The following is a 19,037-nucleotide window of genomic DNA, read 5'->3' on the forward strand; positions in this document are numbered from 1 at the left end:
CGTTTCGGGATGATCTTCGGTGGGCGAGGCCTGAAGAAAGGTTCCCGCCCTGTTCGGGACGTAGTGCTCTGGAAAACCACCGGCGGCTCGCTGCTCGGCTCCGGCGCGTCAGCGGCTCTCGGCAGCCACGCGCAGGCCCAGGGCGACGAGGACCGTGCCGCTGATCGCGTCCAGCCGGCGCTGGATCACCGGGCGGCGGAACCACGCGCCGGCCCGCCCGACCACGGCCGCCAGCGCCAGGTACAGGACGATCTCGATGGCCACCTGGAGCACGGCGAGCAGCGCGGTCGTGGCGAACAGCGGCCGGTCGGCCGGTACGAACTGTGGATAGAACGCGATCATGAATGCGGCGATCTTCGGGTTGGCCAGCATCACCACCGCTCCCTCGCCGAACGCCCTCCACCAGGTCAGCGCCGAGTCGGGCTGCGGTTCCTCGACCGTGATCTCCTCGGCCGCTCCGCCTGTGTCGCGGCTGCGCCACGCTGAGCGCCAGGCCTTGATCCCGAGGTACAGCAGGAAGCCCGCGCCCACCACGCGCAGGACGAGGAAGGCCACCTCCGAGGCGGCCACCAGGGCGGCGAGCCCGGCGGCGGCGAGCAACGCCCACAGGTACAGGCCGGCCTCCAGGCCCAGCACCGTGGGCACCGCGCCGGAGAAGCCGCGCAGGGCCGCGCGGCGCAGGATCAGCGCCATCGCCGGTCCCGGCGAGGCGGAGATCAGCACCACGGCGAGGACGAAGGCGGGAAGAGAGGAGATGAGATCCATGAGGTTCATCATGGTTGTGCGCGTACTGTCTGTTCAACGCGTTTGCGCGGAACACGGCGGCTGACGGGCTCTGCCACCGTGTCTCCACGTGCCGGACCGGGTCTGAGGATCCGCATCCAACCGGTCCGGGCACCGCCACCGCGACCCGGTGAACCCTTTCGGTCACAGCCGCTGCCCAGTGGCGTGGCCGGTCCGTGAGCCCGGACCTGTCACCGGGGATCAGGGGGAGCGGGTGCCGGCGAGTAGCCGTTCGCAGGCGTCGAGCAGGCGTTGCCGCTGCGGCCGCGCCCGTTCGGCGAATCCCCGCTGCTCGGCGGCGTACTCGGCCCGTCCCTCGGGTGTCTCGATCCGAATCGCCCGGTAGCCGAGCGAGCTCAGGTCGTACGGGCTGGCCCGCATGTCCACGGCGCGGATGTCACGGGCCAGCAGGAAGCAGTCGGCGACCAGCTCGCTGCTCACCAGCGGTGACAGCTTGTACGCCCATTTGTACAGGTCCATGTTGGCGTGCAGGCAACCCGGCTGCTCCAGCTCCTGCTGCTGCTGCCGCGTCGGCTGCAGTGCGTTGAGCGGGCGCGCCTGAGGGGTGAAGAAGCGGAACGCGTCAAAATGACCGCACCGCACGCCTCGCTGCTCCACGACCTCTGCGATCTCGTCCCCGCTGAGCCGCAGTGGCCAGGCGCCGTGCCGTACTTCCGCGGCCTTGTAGACCATCGCCCACTCGTGCAGGCCGAAGCAGCCGAAATACGCCGGCCGTGCGGCCGTGGCGGCCAGCAGCCGCGCGGTCCACTCGACGGCGGGCCCGCGCCTGTCCATCAGCGCCGCGGTGTCGAGCATGGCTCCCTCGGGAGTGTCGAGGTAGCCGCTGCCGAAGTCGCGTGCCCCCTTCAGCACCACCCCGGTGCCCGGATGCCACTGCCGCAGCCGCGCCGGCCGGTGTCCGTAGTAGGTGAACAGGAAGTCCTCGATGGGATGGGTCTCACCTCGTGCTCTGCGCGCCAGGTGTGGCGCCGTCCATGCCTCGACCCGTCGCCGGTGTGCCTCCGTCCGGGCCCGCCACACCTCCGGCTCCAAAACTTCCACCGCTGAATGGTATGCGCGGGCCGGTGGTGTCCGGCAGGCAGCCCGGACGTCCGCGCCGGGAGGGGCCGCCTCCGCGACGGCAGCGTCTACCGCTCCCCGCTCCGGTGGGACATGCGCAGGATGATCTCCTGTGGTCGGGATCCGGAGGGCGCAGCCGTACGCCGTCGTGAGCGGCTCTCGGCCGCTCTCCGTTCTCATCCGTTCGGCAGGCTCGCGATTCTCATCCGTTCGGCAGGCTCGCGATCGCCTTCCGCAGGCGGGCCGCGCGCCCGGCCGGGGTCCGGGCCTTCAGCAGCGGCAGGATCACCAGGTAGCGTCCGGTCTTGCCGAGCGCCTCGAAGCCGGCGGCGGCCTCCGGGTGGGCTGCCAGCGCTTCGGCCAGGTCGGGCGGGACGGTGGCGTTGCGCTGGGCGGTGTAGGCCGCCTCCCAGCGGCCGTCCGCCTGGGCGGCGGCGACCTCCGCCAGGCCGGGCGGCCGCATGCGCCCCGCGGCGGTCAGTGCCTCCACGGTCTCGACGTTCACCCGCGACCATGGGCTGCCCGTGCGGCGGCGTGAGTAGCGTTGCAGGAAGCTGTGCTCGTCGTAGGACTTGCGCTGACTGTCGATCCAGCCGTAGCACAGCGCGACCTCCAGCGCCTGCCCGATCGTGACCAAGGGGACCGCCGACCCCTTCCTGGCGATCTTCAGCCAGACGCCGTCCCCGTCCTCATGGTGCTCGGCCAGCCACGACTCCCACTGGGCGGCGTCCTCGAAGTGCATCATCGGCCCAGGATCTCCAGGTAGTGCCGGTTGTACATGATGCCCAGCACGTTGCCGAACGGGTCGGCCACGGACGCGGTGACGAAACCGGGGCCGTACTCGGTGAGCGGCGTGTACGGCGTGGCCCCCATGGACAGCAGCCGGTCCAGGGTGGCCTGCACGTCGTCGACGTGCCAGTGGACGACCGCGCCCCCGGGGGTGGCGGGCGCGCCCGGCGGGGCGTAACGCCGGTCGATGAGGCCCAGTTCGGCCTGGTAGTCGCCGATCCTGAACTCGTAGTAGGCGGCCGGCTGCCCGTTGCCCGGACGCTCGAAGTACGGCTCGGTGCCCAGCAGTTCGACGTACCACTCCTTGGCCGCCTCCAGGTCGTCGGCCCAGAAGCTGACGGTGGCCAGTCCTCGCAACATGTTGTGCTCCCTTCGCCGCCGGAGACCCGGCCGCTGCCGTTCCGGTTGATGTCCCCGACTTTAGGAGGCCAATAGGTCAGTGAACGTCCTATTAGTGCGGCAGGATGAAACTCATGCGTGATCCATCCGGCCGGCTGCTGCAACTGCTGTCCTTGCTCCAGACTCCGCGTGAGTGGCCGGGCGTCGAGCTCGCCGACCGTCTCGGCGTCACCCCTCGTACCATCCGCCGCGACGTCGACCGGCTGCGTGAACTCGGCTACCCGGTCCACGCCACCCAGGGCAACGTCGGCGGCTACCGGCTGACCGCCGGGGCGGCGATGCCGCCGCTGCTGCTCGACGACGACGAGGCGATCGCCATCGCCATCGGCCTGCGCACCGCCGCCACCGCCGCCGTCACCGGTATCGAGGAGACCTCGCTGCGCGCCCTGGCCAAGCTGGAACAGGTCCTCCCCGTACGGCTGCGCCACCGGGTGACGGCACTGTCGGACGCGGCCGTCGTCCTGCCGCCACGGGACGGCCCGGCCGCCGACGCCGACACCCTGGCCGCGTTCGCCGCCGCCTGTGCCACCCACGAAAAGGTCCGCTTCGCCTACACCAAGGCGCACGGCGAGATGACACGGCGACTGGTGGAGCCGCGTCAACTGGTGGCCTCGGGCCATCTCTGGTACCTGGTGGCCTACGACGAGGACCGGGCCGCGTGGCGCTCCTTCCGTGTGGACCGGATCAGCGAGGTACACCGCACCGGCGTCCGCGTTCCCGGCCGTGAACTTCCCGGCGGTGTCGACACCAGGACCTGGGTGACCCGGGCGATGCCGTCCCGTGACATCCGGGCCCGGTTGCTGCTGCATGTGCCCATCGAACAGGCCGTCGAGAACGTCCCCGCCTGGCAGGGGACCCTGGAACCGGTCGACCGGCGCTCGTGCCGGCTGCACACCCACCCCGACTCCGCGCAGTACCTGGCCTACCGCATCACGCTCCTGACCGTCGACTACACCCTCCTCGACCCTCCCGAACTGGCCGAGCACCTCCGCTCGATCGCCGGACGAGCGGGACGCGCCATCCGCGCGTTCACCGACACGAGCCAGGCGTGAGGTCTCGCTTCCGGCGACCGTGGAGAGCCGGCCAGGGCGGGGACCCGGTTGCCGCGGCGGTGCGGGCCGTACGGCATGAGCATCCAGCGCGTCGCCGCTACCGGTGGAACGGCTCTGAGGATCCCTGACCCCTTGCCCGGCTCGCTGTGATTCCCGGAGGGCGGGCCGGATCGGAGCCGCACATGGTCAGGTTGAATCAGTGTGATATCAAGGTCACCGCAACCGCCGCGGCGATGAGTGGAAGCGCCAGCATCAGAGAGTCGACGGAAATCCGTATCAGGCGATACTTCCGCCAAGCTATGTCGCTGAGCTGGACAAGCAGCTTGGCCTGCTTTAAGTCCGCCCCCAGTTCCGTGGCCAACTCGTCCGGGCTCATGAGATATTTTCGCCAATGCCCGAAGTAATGGCGGCTTGAAAGGTCCTGGCTCATCTGCGGGCGGAGGACCAGGAGCAGGAGCTCCGCCACCACCGTGACCCCGGCCAGTGCGCCTATGGTCAACCAGCGGGCGGCGCCCTGCACGGGGGCGGCTACGGCTCCCGCCGCGGCGGCGGAGAACGCGGTGAACCCGATCCCCGTTATCGTCAGCAGGGCCGTCGCCTTGATGTCCGCCCGCGCGATTTCCTGCCGTGTCAATTCCAGGGAGCCTGAGAGGTCGTTCATGCCTGTGCCGGCCGTGTCGCCGCGCTCTGTGGCTGTCATGTTTTCCAATGGAACCCCTTTACCGGCGATCGTGGCCGTGGTCAGTCCCAACGATATTGACGTGTGACCTCGGCGGGTGGTTCCCCGGGTCGGCCGGAGGGCATCACCGCGTATACACGGAATGGCGCTGAATGCGTTTCCATATACCGCTGTCACCCACCGGTGAACGGATACCACTGTTACCCGCCGGTGAACGGATGGCCCTCGGAGGCCCGCGCAGGCGGTCAGGCGACCTCGTGGCCGCGCCGTCGAAGATCTCGCCTCGGGGGCGTCGGGAGCTGTCGGGAGCCGTCGGTCCGGAGCGTTCCGCCTCGCGGACCCGGTGGATCGGCTCGTCGGATCCGCGGCCGGGGAGCGGGTCGAGGGCCTGCCGCCAGGCGGACTGGCCGAACACGTCAGTCTCTGCGGGAGCCGCCCGTTCGGCGCCTTCCCGATCCCTAGGGCAGCGGGTCGATCTTGATGTGCTGGTCGTACTGGACGAGCTCCCCGCCGCGGTCTGTCAAAATAGGCCATTTGGTGCTCCGAGCACACCAGATGACGTGTCCCGCGGTGATGTCCCGTGATCCGTCGAGAATCTCCGCGATCTCTCCGACCTTTCCGTGGGTGAAATCGTCGATCTTCACGCCGGGTGTCGTGACGAGCTCGAACAACTCCACCTGCGTGGATATCGGGGAGATGGACAGGACGGCTGCCAGGCCGGTCGCCGGAATGCATATCCCGCCGCCGCGGTAAAGGCACATGGCGGCGATGCTCCGCGAGTATTCGGTCTTCGCCACCGCGATGTCGATCAGGGCGCTGACGTCGAGCACCCGGCCGGGAAGCATGATTCAGGACCTCCGGACCCGGCGGCTGCCGATCTGGCCCCATTCCGCCTCGGAGAGCGGGGCGACTCCGAGAGCGCCGGCCGCCGTGTCGAGGTCTTCACGGTGCAGGCTCCAGCGGTGCATCAAGGTGATGACGTGGGGCTTGTTGCCGATCTCTCGTTGGACGGCGGCGTGGACCACATCGGCGATCCTGCTGCCCGTCGATCGTGCCTTACGAGAAAGCGCCTCAAAGTCTGCTTTATCCAGCTCTATGGTGATGGAGGTGTCAGGGGTGGGGGCGCTGATTCCCTCCAGCCCCTCTCTGGACTGGAGATGTGCCAGCCACAGGGGGACGGGAGCCGGCTCCTGCATGGCGGCATCCTGATCAGTCGATTCCGGTGCGTCCGGACCTGCGCCGTCTCGCCAGGCCGGCAGGGAGTGGGCCATACCTCCGACAGTAGCCGTGAATTCCGGAGCGGGCAGTACCTTCCCGTGACTTCGGGGACCAATCAATATGCCGGCGGGAGACGGCAGAAGATTGAGCGATCACATAAGAATCGCCGGACGCCTTTCCGTTCCGGCTCCGTTCTCGGCTCTTTCTCCAGCTCTTTCCGGGTCCGGGCGGATCAAGCCGGCGGAGTGGCGGAGGTGGAGACAGACGGATCGGGAACCACCGGAGCAGAAGTTGGCGGCACGGAAGCGGCCGGATCGGGAACGGCCGGATCGGGAACGGCCGGATCGGGAACGGATGGGTCGGGAACAGACGGATCCGGAACGGAGGGGTCGGCAGTGGGCGGGGTCGAGGCGACGGCGCCGCAGGTCCCCGCGGACTGTCGTAGCCGGGCCAGCTGGTCGACGCCCTGGGTCCGGTACTCCTGCAGTTCCTCCGGTGGCGGTACGTACCGCCACGAGCCGCCCTCGTAGCGGAAGGCGAAGTCGGTCGTGTCGCCGGACCGGGTCGCCTGGACCTGGGCGTCGTCGCCGGTGATCGTGACGGTGGCGATGGCGAACGGGACGTCCGGCACGGGCTGCGGGCACAGCTGGAACAACCTGACGTACTCCGCGCGCGCGACCGCTGCCTGTGCCTGCGCGCTCCACAGGTCCCAGAAGTCCCCGTAGGATCCGCCGGAATAGGCGTCGAGCCCCACCTGGGCGGCCTGGCGGACCGCGGTCTCCGAATGCTCGGAATCCCGGGCCACGGAAGGGCCCTTCGACGAGGCGGCCGGGTCGAGCACCGTCGCCACGGACAGGGCCGCCCCGATGAGCAGGCCGACGGCCATGATCACGATTACGGCCAGCCCTCGGCCCGTCTCGCCTTTCGGCGGCCGGCCGTACGGCGGCGGATAGCCCACGCGAGGCCTCCGGGGGCTGGCGGGAACGGACGAACGTGATCGTAATGCCCGCCACCCGCAGCTGGCCACGGTGATCGTCGGCCCATCCGGCCCGGAACGCGCAGGCGGGCTGCGGACGGCCATGCGGAGCCGGAGGGAAAGCCTGGAATGTCTCATGGTCCGGCAGGCCCGATAATGCGCCCGTGGGTGAATCAATCGGTACGGCCGCCGCCGTCTTCGCCGGGACCAATGTGGACGACATCGTCATCCTGACGGTGCTGTTCCTGGCGTCCCGGGCGGGTGGCGTCCCCCGTCCCTGGCAGATCGTCGCCGGCCAGTATGCCGGTATCGCCATCCTGGTGGCCGTCTCGGCCGTGGCGGCGCTCGGGCTGACCGTGGTGCCGGACCGGTGGGTCGGGCTGCTCGGGCTGGTGCCGTTCGGCATGGGGGCGTGGGGGCTGGTCAGGAAGGACGACGGCGATGGGGCGGGACCGGTGGCCTCGGGCGTGGTCTCGGTCGCCGGCGTGACGCTCGCCAACGGCGCCGACAACATCTCGGTCTACACGCCGATGTTCCGCACGATCGGCCCGGCGGCCAGCCTCGTCACGATCGCGGTGTTCACCCTGCTGGTCGCGGTCTGGTGCGCGGCGGCCTCCTGGCTCGGGTCGCACAAGAAGATCATCGGCTTGGTCGAGCGCTCGGGGAGATGGCTCGTCCCGGTGGTGTTCATGGTGATCGGCGCGGTCATCGTGATGGAGTCGGCCTTTAGGTAAAGATGGGCGATTCGCCCGAATCTACGACACCCCAAATGGGGATTTACTTCGCATGCGTGAACATTTTAGGTTCTACCGGCACCGGTGGTTCAAAGTGTGGATCGCCATGGCGGCACTGTCAGCCGCGCTCATCGCCATGACAGAGGCGGTCGGCAACCGCGCGGTCATGCCCGCGGCCTTCTTCTACGGAGCGGCGGCCGGTCCGGTCGGACTTCTGGTCGCCATCCATGATCGGACCAGGATCGGCGCCAGCGTCCCGGGTGTCACGCTGGTGGGGATGTTCCTGTTCGGCGGGGGCGTCGCCCTTCTGGTCGGTGGATACTTCGACGCCCTGCTCATCCCCGACAAGCACGGCCCCTCGATCCTGCAGGTCGGATGGATCGAGGAATCGGCCAAATGCGTCCCCCTTCTCCTGGTCGCGCTCACCGGCCGCTACCTGACCAAGGCCGCCGGTGTGGCGCTGGGACTGTCCTGCGCGACCGGGTTCGCAATCATGGAATCGATGTCCTACGCCTGGAAGAGCGTCGACGACACAGGAGCCGTCAACGCGGGCATGGTGCTGTTCATGCGCGGCCTCGCCACCCCGTTCAGCCATCTCGTCTGGACCGGCCTGATCTGCGCGGTCGCCTTCGGCGTCTGGCAGGCCAGGGGACGGATCGTGATCACCTTCTCCGTCGTCGGCGCCTTCGCGATGGCGGCCGTACTGCACTCGCTCAACGACGGCCTGCTGACCCTCGACATCCCCGGCCCCGCCCGCCTGCTCTTCCTCGTCGTCGCGGCGGAGAGCTACTGGCTGTTCCATCGAGCCACCCGCGACCTGACCACGGCACCGGTCCTGGACCCGGCGCCGTCCCCCGCCTGACCTCCCACGCGAGCGCCGTACAGGCGGGAAGGCGGCCGTACGGACGGGAAGGCGGCCGCCGTACAGGCGGAGGGCGGCCGCCGTACGGACGGACGGCGGTGCGTCCGTGCGGGCGGAGGAAAAAGCCGTAGCCGTCCGTGCGGGCGGAGGAAAAGCCGGGCGTCCGGGAACGGGGAAACGGGGAGAGGTCCCGGCCTACTCGTAGGGCTCGTCCGGGGTGTCGACCTTCATGAGATCCGTGCCGGAAAGCTGCGGATAGACGACCCCGTTGGGCATCCTGCCGAACGTCTGCGGGATCCAGGTGCCGGTGACCTCGACCCAGGTGTCCGGCGGCGGCGCCTGGATCCCCTTGACCGCGACCTTCAGCGGGAACGCGTCCGCGGCGCAGCAGGCGATCTGCATGCGGGTGACGTACCACTGGCCCTTCTTCTTCGACGGGACGACGAAGCCCGTCAGCCTGACCGTGCGGCCGGTGAGGGACCTGTTGTCGTCGTCCCAGGCCCGGCCGATGAACTCGCCGATCGGCATGTCCACCGGTCCGTCGCCGCTCAGCGGGGTGAAGGCGGTGAGAGCCTGGCTGCGCGGCGGCGGCGTCTCGGACCGGGCGGCGGCGAAGGAGCCCAGGGCGGGCGGGGCGATCATGAAGATCGCGAACACCGGCAGGCACATCAGCCAGGCCACCCGGGGGCCCCCATGCGCGTGGTCGTGCCCGTGCCCCTGGCCCCGTGAGTGCCGCGCGTGCTCCCGGCCCTGGCCGTGCTCCGGTGAGTGCCCGTGCCCCTCGGCGCCGGGGGAGCCCTTCCCTGGCCGCCATGCCTGGATCAGGCCGGCGACGCCGAGGATCATCAGCACCGCCCCGGCGCCGATCAGGAACGGCCGGAAACCGGGCTTCACATAGTTCAGATAGGTCGTGGAGAACGCCGAGATCCGGAGCACGGCGCAGCCGAGCATGATCAGGACCAGGTTCTGGGTCACGCGGTTCACAACAGCAGCCATCCGAAGAGGACGCTCACCAGGACGGCGAGCACGAAGGTCAACGGGACGAACCTGAGCGCGAACGCCCTGCCGAACGTGCCGGCCTGCAGCGCGATGAGCTTCAGGTCCACCATGGGCCCGACCACCAGGAAGGCCAGCTTCGCGGTCGGGGAGAACGCGGTCATCGAGGCCGCCACGAACGCGTCGGCCTCCGAGCAGATCGACAGCAGCACCGCCAGCAGGGCCATGACCACGACGGCCAGCCACGGGACCTCGGCCAGCGCGGCCAGCCACTCGCGGGGGACCATGACGTTGAGCGTGGCGGCGGCCAGGCCGCCGACGATGAGGAACCCGCCCGCGTGCAGCAGGTCATGCCGCATCGCCTCGCCGAACCGTGCCCACTTCGGCCCGTCCCCGTGCGGGCGGGAGGGGATCGGCAGCCACTCGCTCCGGCCGAACCGCAGCCAGAGCCAGCCGACCAGGACCGCCACCGCCAGCGACGCCCCGAACCTGGACACGACCATCAGCGGCTGCCCGGGGAAGGCGACGGCGGTCGCGACCAGCACGATCGGGTTGATCGCGGGGGAGGCGAGCAGGAAGGCCAGCGCCGCGGCCGGTGGCACCCCCCGGGCCATCAGGCCGGACGCGACCGGGACGGATGCGCACTCGCAGCCGGGCAGCACCGCGCCGGCCATCCCCGCGACGGGTACGGCGGCGGCCGGATGCCTGGGCAGCGCTCTGGTCCAGAACGATGCGGGGACGAAGGCCGTGATCGCGGCGGACAGGGCCACGCCGAAGACCAGGAAGGGCAGAGCCTGCACGCAGATCGCCACGAAGATCGTTGCCCAGGTCTGGAGTGCCGGGGCCGTCAGATGCGGGGCGAGGGTGAACCGTCCCACGACCAGCAGGACGACGACGAGGGCGAATCCCCATGGCAGCGTGTGTTTCGGCCCGGTGCCACGTCCCCAGGAGTCCGGGGGGACGGTCGCGTCCTCATCGGCCCAGGGGCTCCGCGGATCGGTTCGAAGCTCGGACATGCCCCATATCGTGGCAGATTCATGGGATGTTCCACGTGGAACATCACAGCTGGGACAGCAGCCACCTGGGGCCGGCGACCATGGCGCCCAGGGTTGTGACCCGCTCGCGCAGGCCCCGGTCGGCGGTGACGACCAGGACGCGCTCGCCGGGCGGGACATCCCGTACGGCCTGCACGATGGCGTCGTCGCCGATCCCGGGGGCGGCGACGACGGAGACGCCGGGGAGCGGCGAGACGTCGCGGGCGGCCCCCTCGACGACCATGACGAAACGGGGGAACCACCGGTCCAGGTCCGGGATCTCGCCGGGCAGGTCGCGCAGGCCGCCGCCGGCGAGGGCGCTCACCTCGGCGACCAGTTTGGCGGCGGCTCCGGCGCGGTCCCTCCACCATCCGTGCTCGGATCGGGCGCCGACGATGTTGGCGGCGTCGAGGACGACCACCAGGGGGCTGAGCGCCCGGCTGATCACGGGCCAGGTCTCGGCGAAGCCGGGGTGCAGGTTCTTGGCGGCGATCTGCTCGGGAGTGAGCCAGCGCAGGTCGACGCTCTCGCTGTTGGCCGGGACCGCGTCCAGCAGGCCGGCGGCCTCGGCGATCACGGTCGAGAAGGACCAGCCGCCGTGGTCGTCGAGGTAGACGCCCTGGACCCGGAGGCCATCGCCGGTCAGGGCCGCCTCCTCTCCGGCCTCGCGGAGCGCGCCGGTGATGGGGTCCTCGTGGCTGTCGAGCGCACCGCCGGGCAGACCCCAGGTGCCGCCGTGGTGGCTCCACACGGCGCGTTCCTGCATCAGGACGTGGGGCGTGCCGGCGGCGTCGTGGTGGACGGCGAGCAGACCGGACGCGCCGTGCACGCCCCAGTGCCGATGTCCGCGCTCACAGTGGGCCCATCCGTCGCCGTCCTTGGCCGCCATGGATCAATGATGCACCACGAGGTATCGACTCCTCAGGGGTGGGCCGTGCCGCTAAAAATTGATATATCCGGATTTCCTGCCGCCCCTCGCTCTGTGTGGACCGCGCCCCTCGCTCTGCGTGGACCGCGGTCGGCGGTCGAACCGGACCAGCGCGGCGGGCGAGCGGCCCGGAAGCACTGTCCGAGGTGGCCCGGAAGTCCGGAAGTGCTGTCCTGGGCGGGCGCCCGCGCAGGCCCGACGGCCCGGATCTCAGCCGCCGCCCTTGCTGAAATGCTGGTAGTCCTTGATGCCCGACCAGTAGCCGCCCCACTCCCAGCCGAGCCTCTCGAAGGCCCTGACCACCCGGTCGCCGGGGTTGATCACGCCGGGCTCGTCCAGGGGGCGCCTGGCGAACTTGCGGGCGTTCTTGTGCGCCACCGAGCCGTCGGCGGACACGTAGGGGTTCTCCCGGGGGTTGATGTCGACGGCCCTGCCGTACGCGTGCTGCGACCAGCTGCTGGACCCGGTCGCCGGGCGGCAGTTGAAGGCCGAGGTGTTGTCCGCGTCGATGGAGTCGAAGTCGTCGCCCTTGTAGACGTCGACGAGCTCCATCTTGCGGATCGGCCAGTGCCAGTCGTACAGGCGCCGGAAGACCGTGACGATGTCGTCGGCCGCGTTCTTGTTCACGACCATCTCGCCGGTGTGGGTCCTGTCGTCGAAGCCCCAGTAGGTCATCGTGATCAGCCGCAGGTCGCCGACCGGGACCGGGCAACCGGGCCGCCAGGAGTATCGGAGCCGGTCGCGGGCGACCTTGGTCACCTTGGCGGAGAACTTCGGCGGGGTGGTGGGAGACGGGCTCGCGGTGGGGCTCGGCGTGGGCGTCCCGGCCGAAGGGGACGGTGACGCGGGGACCGGCGAGGTCACCGGGGAGGGCGAGGAGGGCTGGGCGGGCTGTGACGTGGCGGTCGCGCTGCACGCGGCCGCCGCCAGACAGCCGACGGCCGCCGCGACGATAGCCCGGATGCGTGTCACCAAAGGAGAGCTGCTCACCTGTCGCCACCCCACGACCGACAAAAGGACAAGCCCCCATTGTATTTGACCGGCTACCTGAAGTGATAAGAGGCGTTCCGCACGTGGAGGGCCGTGAGTCCGGGCGGCCCGATCCCCACCGATCGTCGCGGGTCGTGGGTTGACGTCTGCTGTCTGCTGTCTACTGTCTGCTGTCCGCCGGTCGCCGGTTGTCGGCTGTTGGTTGGCGCCACGGTGAACCACCGGTCCACCGGTCCACCGGTCCGTCGGGACGTGTGCTCGATGTCTACCCCGATCCTTGGTAGCCGGCTACTTATCGCCGAACCGTTCTCCTACGGCTTTCGCCCACATTTAAACCACATCGGTAAGCGCGCCGGCATTCTTTAGCTGAGCTTTCTTCGAAAGATATCGCGCCTGTGTTCGAAGCCGCGCTACAGTCGGAGGCATTGGATCGAACACGGGTTCGGGCCAGGTCTTCCCAGGTGAGGGGTGTGTCATGGCGATGCTCGCGACGCGGCCGACGGCACACGCCCCCGCTCCGCGGACTTCCGGCCGCCGGCACGCGACACGCCGTAGCGCTTTCTACGGAAATCTACGTCGGCCGCTATATCCCGTCATAAAGTCCGAGAGCGTGGACCCCGTGCGCAATCCCTACGCCCCCGGTGCGGGGCAGCGTCCCCCAGAGCTCGCCGGGCGCGACCGTGAGCTTCAGCAGTTCGAAATCGTCCTGGAGCGGGTGGCGCGTGGCCGCCCGGAGCGCAGCATGGTCGTCACCGGCCTGCGCGGCGTCGGCAAGACCGTCCTCCTCAACACCTTCAAGTCGATGGCCATGCAGCGGCTGTGGGGGACGGGCAAGATCGAGGCCCGGCCCGACCAGTCGATCCGGCGTCCGGTGGCCGCCGCCCTGCACCTGGCGATCCGTGAGCTGGCGCCGAGACACCGGGCGCCCGAGCGCATCGAGGAGTTCCTCGGCGTGCTCAAGGCGTTCGCGATGCGCGACCCGGCCGCGGCCAAGGGCACCTCGCACTGGTCGCCCGGGATCGATGTGCCCGCCTCCCGCGGCCGGGCCGACTCCGGCGATCTTGAGATCGACCTCACCGAGCTGTTCGTCGACGCGGCCGGGGTGGCCACCGACCTCGGCGTCGGCATCGCCCTTTTCATCGACGAGATGCAGGACGTGCAGACCCCCGACGTCTCGGCGCTCTGCGCGGCCTGCCACGAGCTCTCGCAGAGCGGCGGCCCGCTGATCGTGGTCGGGGCGGGCCTGCCCCATCTGCCCAGCGTCCTGTCGGCCAGCAAGAGCTACTCCGAGCGGCTTTTCCGCTACGCCAGGATCGACCGGCTCGACCGCGAGGCGGCCGATCTGGCCCTCATCGCCCCGGCCGAGAGCGAGGGAGTGGAGTTCACCCAGGAGGCCCTCGACGCGCTCTACGAGGCCGCCGACGGCTACCCCTACTTCGTCCAGGCGTACGGCAAGGTCGCCTGGGACCTGGCGCTGCGCAGCCCGATCACCGTCGACGACATCCGGGTCTCCTCGCCGGAGGCCGAGGAGGAGCTCGCGGTCGGGTTCTTCGGCAGCCGTTACGAGCGGGCCACCCCCGCCGAACGCGACTACATGCACGCGATGGCCTCCATCGGCGACGAGCCCGTGGCGACCGCCGACGTCGCCGAGGGGCTCGGCCGCAAGCCGTCCAGCCTCTCCCCGGCCCGCGACAGTCTCATCAAGAAGGGCCTGATCTACAGCGCGGAGCGCGGGCTGATCGCGTTCACCGTGCCGCACTTCGGAAAGTTTCTGCGTTCCCAGCCTGTCTGAACATATGTTCGATATAGTGGATGAGAGTCTCCTAGACCTCTATACGGCTCTCTAGTGGGGAAGCTAGAGAGCCGTATAGAGCCGAATCCTGCGTGCTAGAGGAATCTACGGGTCTCTAGCGTCATGCCGATACGGGGATAGATTCCTGCAGAGACCCGATCTCGATCGGCCGCCCGGCGGCGTCGACCATCGCCACTCGCACCGCCGGGTGCCGGCCGCTCAGATAGATCGCGAAGACCACGTCCGCCGGGTCGCCGGCGTGACTGTGCCCCGGATAGACGAAGAACCGCCAGCAGAGCTCCCGCCAGCTGTCGACCGGTTCCGTGCTCGACAGCAGTCTCTCGTGCGATCGCCAGGCGGCGCTCGAACGCAGACGGCTGAGCGCGGTCGCCGGGTCCAGCGGGCGCTGCTCGCAGGGGGCGCGGTGCCGGAGCCGGGCGGCGGCCTCCTCGATCTCCGGAGAGAGCGCGGCGAGCACCAGCAGCCCACCGGCCACGGCCAGTAGCTGGGACCAGGTGAGACCGGCCACCACCGCCCAGCCGGGGACCGGCGGCGTCCAGACCGTTCCCACGGCCATGGCGGTCAGCACCATGGTTCGGCCCAGCGAGCGCAGCCCCACCGGGATGGCGCTGACCTCGCCGAAGCAACCGCAGCCCACATCCGGCCGGCGGCGGCGCAGCTCCCACAGGACGTAGGTCGACACCGCGAAGAACGTGGCCGCGCCCCACCGGAACAGGGAGTGGCCGGTCGCCATCAGGCCGACCAGCAGGACCATCTCTCCGGCCGCACAGCCGAGCAGGGCGGGCACGCGCCAGCGGTCGACCACCAGCGCCGCCGGTCCGAGCCTACTCAGCGCACCCGGTTCGGACTCGTTCATGGCCGTCCGCACCTTGGCGAGCGCGCCCGCGGCCAGCAGCGCGCCCAGCACCGGCAACTGCGCGGCGGCGATCGTCGTCAGCATCCCTGTCACCCCAATCCGACCCGGGCGTTGAAACACCCTTTCGTCAGGTCCCCGCCGAGCTCCACGAAGGCGGTCGCCGACAGCTCCACGATCCGGCCCCGTGGCGAGGTGCCGCACTCCAGGCACCGGTCGCAGAACCGGCCGGCCATGCAGCCGCATGCCACGATAGGCAGGACCGAGGTGCGCCCGGCGCACACGTTGCGCACGTTGAGCACCGAGCCCAGCGCGAGATAGGGCAGGCCCGCGCACGACACCCCGGCTTCCTGGCAGTCGGTGTCGGAACGCTCCAACATGGGGTAGGCCGCCCCCTGCTCGTCGTGGTCGAAGGCGTCCGACCAGGTGGCGGTGCCCGAGATCCGTGACTGCGCGCCGCTGTAGCCGGGGGGCGGCTCGGGGACGGCCGTCCACCGGTAGGGCGGCTGCGAGGTCGCCGGCAGCCGGGCCTGGGCCACGCCGTTCTCACGGACACCGATGGCGTCGAACAGGTAGCCGGGCTCGAACTGCGGGTGCCGGACCCGTAGCCGGCCCGAGGCGCGGTAGGGGATGACGACCGTACGCCGCCCCCGGTGCGGTCCGCAGTACAGCTCCATGGTGTGGTCCCCGGAACCGGAGCCGACGGACTGGATCACTCCGGTGATCCGGGTGATGTCCGCCCAGATCCGGTCCACCACCCGGCCGGACCGCAGTGCCCTGATGATCACCTGGGCGCCCGGCGGCAGGTCCGCCGGAGCGACGGCCTCGCCGCGCCATGCTGTCGCCCACGGCGCGATGACGAGCCGTTCCTCGCGGCCATCGGGGGTGTCGATGACTATCAGGTGCGGGCTGACGTCGAGGATCTCGCCGGTGACCGATTGGAGGAGCTCGCCATCGCCGGGGACCGCCCCCGGCTCGTCGAGGGTCCGGCCAAGCGCGGCCGCCGCCAGAACGCGGCGGCGGTCAACGCTGCGGTGCGGCATCGTCACTCCCCATATTTCGGTGAGGTTTCCCCGTTAGCGTCACACGCCTGCCGGGGTCTCGCTGTTCGCTTGCGCCAATAACTCCGGCAGGTGTCCGACCCTGTAGCAAAATTCCCACCCCTGATACAACGCGTTGCCTCCCACTTCGGGACAGACCCGTACCCGCTACCCCGCCCATTTGTGATCACGGGGCTGAGCCGGTTTTTGCCGTTGAGGGGACGAAATATAGGTTCCGGTTCAGCCGAATTATGGGCTCCGGCTGCGATTCTGGCCACGAGACGCACCCAGACCACAGGCTGGTGATCGCGGTGACCGGCGGGACCCACGAGGAGTTCCGCGAGTACGTCGTTGCTCGCGGTCCCACGCTGCTGCGCGCCGCCTACCAGCTCACCGGGCACCCCAATGACGCCGAGGACCTGCTCCAGGCGGCGCTGGTCAAGACGTACCTCGCCTGGGACCGGATCCAGGAGCGCGCGGCCATGGACGCCTACGTGCGCCGGGCGATGGTCAACATCAACATCTCCTGGTGGCGACGGCGCAAGCTGGAGGAGTATCCGTCGGAGGAACTCCCCGAACCGGTTCTCACGGGCGGCTACGGCTACCTGCCCGAACGGGTGGAGCAGGCCCTCGACCGGCTGCCCACCCGCATGCGGGCCGCGGTCATGCTGCGCTACTACGAGGACATGACCGAACCGGAGATCGCCAAGGCGCTGGGGATCAGCGTCGGCACGGTCAAGAGCACGGTCTCACGGGCGATGGCCAAGCTCCGCGGCGACCTCACGATCCCGGAGCAGCGGCAACTGGAGCCGCAGGCCTAGAGCCGGACCCGGCCCCGGCCGGTGATCGGTTCGGGCACGGCCGCCCGCCTCCCCATGCATGTCCGTCAGGAGAGCGCTGCGCTCGATGCGGTCGAGAGAGTCGGGGGAGGGGCCTCTGTCATTCGGACGGGGTGAGCTCGGCTCCCGCCGTGGCGCATGGCCGTACGGCGTCGCGGATGATTCTGAGCGTGTCCAGAAGGGTGCTGAGCTGCTCGGCGGAGAGCAGGCCGGTGAACCAGGTCTCGATGTCCGCCAGGTGCTGGGGGAGCACCGCGCCCAGCCGGTCGGTGCCCGCGTCGGTGATGGCCGCGTAGGACGCCCGGCGGTCGCTGGCACACGCCTGCCGTACGACCAGACCCTCGCGCTCCAGCCGGTCCACGACCCTGGTCACCCCGCTGGTGGACAGGCTGGTCTGGGCGGCCAGGTCGCTCATGCGCAGGCGCTGACCGGGCGAGCGCGCCAGCCGGATCAGCGTCTCGAAGTCGATGTCCGAGAGCCCGACCGCGGCGAAGGACAGGTGCATCTTCGCCGACAGGCCGGTGTAGGCCTCGGCCAGAAGACCCATCGCCGTCAGCCGGGAGTCATCAGATGGGATCACGTTCACACTGTATCCGACGATAGTTGACGTGCGGAATATTCCTCATGTAGAAATCTGTTGTCGCAAACATCCGCACGACAAGCACTTCATCGGGAGTAGACATGATCACTCGGACCTGGGAAGACCTTCAGCTCCCCGCCCCCGGCACCTTCGCCCTCGACGTCGCCCACACCCGGATCGGCTTCATGGCCAAGCACATGATGGTGAGCAAGGTCCGCGGTAGTTTCACCGACTTCTCCGGGACCGTCGCGATCGCCGAGAACCCCCTGGACTCCTCCGCCGAGATCACGATCAGGACGGAGAGCATCACCACCGGCTCCGCCGACCGTGACGGCCACCTGCGCAGCGAGGACTTCCTCGCGGTGGAGAAGTTCCCCGAGATCACCTTCCGCACCACCCGCGTGGTCGGCTACTCCAGCGGCGAGTTCACCGTCCTGGGCGACCTCACCATCCGTGACGTCACCAAGCAGGTCGAGCTCACCGTCGAGTACGGCGGCGCCGGCACCAACCCGTGGGGCCAGGAGGTCTGGGGTTTCTCCATCACGACTGAGATCGACCGTGAGGAGTTCGGCCTGACCTGGAACCAGGCTCTGGAGACCGGCGGCGTCCTGATCGGCAAGAAGGTCAAGATCGAGATCGAGGGCGAAGCCAACCCCGCCGCCTGATTTCCATGATCTACTCGGACTCCTTCCCCGGATGGGGAGGGAGTCTGCACCATGTCCGCTGATTGAGACTTTACGTCTTGCATCGCGGGAATCCCCAGGACATCCACCGCTCCCACCTGGGAAATCCGGACCTTGTCCACAGGTGTGGAGCAAGTTATCCACAGATGGTGGATAACTCCGCCGTTTTTGTTCTCGGCGACGCGACCGGCAATCGCTTTGCCGCCTTGGCAGATGGCCGGTACTCTGTGCTGAGCCACACGGCAACCAGGAGGCTTCGCCTAGTCAGGTCTATGGCGCCGCACTGCTAATGCGGTTTGGGTCTACAGCCCATCCGGGGTTCAAATCCCCGAGCCTCCGCAGGTCAGGGGCCCTCTCCCAGAATCTTGGAAGAGGGCCTTTTTGATCTTCAAGGGCGTCATAGTTGCAGTCCTAGTACTACAGCCAGGCTTTGTGATCTGTAGTCTGAACGCCATGGTTGGTGAGTTAACGTCCGATGATCTCCAGGAGTGGGTCTCGGGGTTGGATGTGCTGTTCGGGCGGGTGGCTGGCCGGTTCGGGCGGGTGGAGCCGCGGCGTCAGGCGCGGGCGTACCTGCTGGGGCTGCTGGCTCCGATCGAGCGCAAGAACGGCTGGCAGTTGGCCGAGGCGGCTGGGGATGCTGCGCCGGACCGCATGCAGCGCCTGTTGAACAGCGCCCGCTGGAACCCTCGCGAGGTACGTGCTGACC

22 protein-coding genes and 1 tRNA gene are annotated in these 19,037 nt (G+C 69.3%); 8 read left to right on the forward strand and 15 right to left on the reverse strand.

The genetic code is table 11. The annotated features are described in order from the left end of the window. Positions 1-108: 108 nt before the first annotated feature. From CA984_RS18335 to CA984_RS18350, 4 genes are all read right to left on the reverse strand, one after another. Entirely contained in the window at positions 109-765 is a 657-nt protein-coding gene (locus CA984_RS18335) for a LysE family translocator (RefSeq protein ID WP_086574004.1), read from the reverse strand. A gap of 219 nt (positions 766-984) precedes the next feature. Then, positions 985-1,845: a 3-methyladenine DNA glycosylase gene (locus CA984_RS18340; protein WP_086573955.1), complete on the reverse strand. Its 861-nt coding sequence runs from the start codon at positions 1,843-1,845 to the stop codon at positions 985-987. 220 nt (positions 1,846-2,065) lie between these two features. Continuing rightward, the gene (locus CA984_RS18345) at positions 2,066-2,608 is read right to left on the reverse strand and encodes a YdeI/OmpD-associated family protein (RefSeq protein WP_086573957.1); all 543 of its coding nucleotides are present in this window, start codon (positions 2,606-2,608) and stop codon (positions 2,066-2,068) included. Next, on the reverse strand, positions 2,605-3,012 hold the full coding sequence (locus tag CA984_RS18350) for a VOC family protein (RefSeq protein WP_086573958.1): 408 nt from the start codon (positions 3,010-3,012) through the stop codon (positions 2,605-2,607). The genes CA984_RS18345 and CA984_RS18350 overlap by 4 nt, the downstream gene beginning before the upstream one ends. Before the next feature lie 113 nt (positions 3,013-3,125). Here CA984_RS18350 and CA984_RS18355 point away from each other — a divergent pair, with 113 nt between their 5' ends. Then, the gene (locus CA984_RS18355) at positions 3,126-4,103 is read left to right on the forward strand and encodes a helix-turn-helix transcriptional regulator (RefSeq protein ID WP_086573960.1); all 978 of its coding nucleotides are present in this window, start codon (positions 3,126-3,128) and stop codon (positions 4,101-4,103) included. 196 nt (positions 4,104-4,299) lie between these two features. On the opposite strand, the gene CA984_RS18360 is transcribed toward CA984_RS18355, so the two are convergent. The 4 genes from CA984_RS18360 to CA984_RS18375 form a co-directional block, all read right to left on the reverse strand. After that, a complete protein-coding gene (locus CA984_RS18360; protein WP_086573962.1) occupies positions 4,300-4,803 on the reverse strand; it encodes a Pycsar system effector family protein in 504 nt (167 codons plus the stop codon). A gap of 437 nt (positions 4,804-5,240) precedes the next feature. Continuing rightward, positions 5,241-5,627, reverse strand: a complete 387-nt coding sequence (locus CA984_RS18365; protein WP_086573964.1) for a hypothetical protein — start codon at positions 5,625-5,627, stop codon at positions 5,241-5,243. Between the two features lie 3 nt (positions 5,628-5,630). Continuing rightward, complete coding sequence (locus CA984_RS18370) at positions 5,631-6,053, reverse strand: hypothetical protein (RefSeq protein WP_133061706.1); 423 nt, start codon at positions 6,051-6,053, stop codon at positions 5,631-5,633. Positions 6,054-6,232: 179 nt separating this feature from the next. Beyond that, positions 6,233-6,958, reverse strand: a complete 726-nt coding sequence (locus tag CA984_RS18375; protein WP_086573968.1) for a hypothetical protein — start codon at positions 6,956-6,958, stop codon at positions 6,233-6,235. A gap of 182 nt (positions 6,959-7,140) precedes the next feature. Between CA984_RS18375 and CA984_RS18380 the strand changes: the two genes are divergently transcribed. Both CA984_RS18380 and CA984_RS18385 read left to right on the forward strand, forming a co-directional pair. After that, on the forward strand, positions 7,141-7,710 hold the full coding sequence (locus tag CA984_RS18380) for a cadmium resistance transporter (protein ID WP_086573970.1): 570 nt from the start codon (positions 7,141-7,143) through the stop codon (positions 7,708-7,710). A gap of 52 nt (positions 7,711-7,762) precedes the next feature. Beyond that, a complete protein-coding gene (locus CA984_RS18385; protein WP_086573972.1) occupies positions 7,763-8,572 on the forward strand; it encodes a PrsW family glutamic-type intramembrane protease in 810 nt (269 codons plus the stop codon). Positions 8,573-8,767: 195 nt separating this feature from the next. Here the strand turns inward: CA984_RS18385 and CA984_RS18390 are convergent, their stop codons facing one another. The 4 genes from CA984_RS18390 to CA984_RS18405 all read right to left on the reverse strand — a co-directional run bounded on the left by CA984_RS18390 (position 8,768) and on the right by CA984_RS18405 (position 12,502). After that, the gene (locus CA984_RS18390) at positions 8,768-9,568 is read right to left on the reverse strand and encodes a TIGR03943 family putative permease subunit (RefSeq protein WP_086573974.1); all 801 of its coding nucleotides are present in this window, start codon (positions 9,566-9,568) and stop codon (positions 8,768-8,770) included. Then, positions 9,553-10,584, reverse strand: a complete 1,032-nt coding sequence (locus CA984_RS18395) for a permease (RefSeq protein ID WP_086573976.1) — start codon at positions 10,582-10,584, stop codon at positions 9,553-9,555. The genes CA984_RS18390 and CA984_RS18395 overlap by 16 nt, the downstream gene beginning before the upstream one ends. 43 nt (positions 10,585-10,627) lie before the next feature. After that, a complete protein-coding gene (locus CA984_RS18400) occupies positions 10,628-11,491 on the reverse strand; it encodes an NUDIX hydrolase (protein WP_086573978.1) in 864 nt (287 codons plus the stop codon). Positions 11,492-11,740: 249 nt separating this feature from the next. Beyond that, positions 11,741-12,502 (reverse strand): M15 family metallopeptidase, encoded by a 762-nt coding sequence (locus tag CA984_RS18405; RefSeq protein WP_341351720.1) that lies wholly within the window; start codon positions 12,500-12,502, stop codon positions 11,741-11,743. Positions 12,503-13,130: 628 nt separating this feature from the next. On the opposite strand from CA984_RS18405, the gene CA984_RS18410 reads away from it, so the two are divergent. Then, positions 13,131-14,312 (forward strand): ATP-binding protein, encoded by a 1,182-nt coding sequence (locus CA984_RS18410; protein ID WP_086573980.1) that lies wholly within the window; start codon positions 13,131-13,133, stop codon positions 14,310-14,312. Between the two features lie 121 nt (positions 14,313-14,433). Here the strand turns inward: CA984_RS18410 and CA984_RS18415 are convergent, their stop codons facing one another. Then, a complete protein-coding gene (locus tag CA984_RS18415) occupies positions 14,434-15,273 on the reverse strand; it encodes a MauE/DoxX family redox-associated membrane protein (protein ID WP_086573982.1) in 840 nt (279 codons plus the stop codon). Between the two features lie 5 nt (positions 15,274-15,278). Continuing rightward, complete coding sequence (locus CA984_RS18420) at positions 15,279-16,229, reverse strand: hypothetical protein (RefSeq protein WP_086573984.1); 951 nt, start codon at positions 16,227-16,229, stop codon at positions 15,279-15,281. Positions 16,230-16,477: 248 nt separating this feature from the next. On the opposite strand from CA984_RS18420, the gene CA984_RS18425 reads away from it, so the two are divergent. Further along, on the forward strand, positions 16,478-17,047 hold the full coding sequence (locus CA984_RS18425) for a SigE family RNA polymerase sigma factor (protein ID WP_423229315.1): 570 nt from the start codon (positions 16,478-16,480) through the stop codon (positions 17,045-17,047). Between the two features lie 118 nt (positions 17,048-17,165). On the opposite strand, the gene CA984_RS18430 is transcribed toward CA984_RS18425, so the two are convergent. After that, positions 17,166-17,645, reverse strand: coding sequence for a MarR family winged helix-turn-helix transcriptional regulator (locus tag CA984_RS18430; protein ID WP_242676035.1), 480 nt, complete (start codon positions 17,643-17,645; stop codon positions 17,166-17,168). A gap of 101 nt (positions 17,646-17,746) precedes the next feature. Between CA984_RS18430 and CA984_RS18435 the strand changes: the two genes are divergently transcribed. The 3 genes from CA984_RS18435 to CA984_RS18445 all read left to right on the forward strand — a co-directional run. Continuing rightward, positions 17,747-18,310 (forward strand): YceI family protein, encoded by a 564-nt coding sequence (locus tag CA984_RS18435; protein WP_086573988.1) that lies wholly within the window; start codon positions 17,747-17,749, stop codon positions 18,308-18,310. A 267-nt stretch (positions 18,311-18,577) separates the two neighbouring features. Then, positions 18,578-18,667, forward strand: a tRNA-Ser gene (locus CA984_RS18440). Between the two features lie 114 nt (positions 18,668-18,781). Then, positions 18,782-19,037: transposase (locus CA984_RS18445; RefSeq protein WP_165781316.1), on the forward strand; the 256-nt coding region annotated here is incomplete at its 3' end.

Origin of the sequence: Streptosporangium minutum (assembly GCF_002149035.1) — a bacterium.
GTDB classification, from domain to species: Bacteria; Actinomycetota; Actinomycetes; order Streptosporangiales; family Streptosporangiaceae; genus Streptosporangium; species Streptosporangium minutum.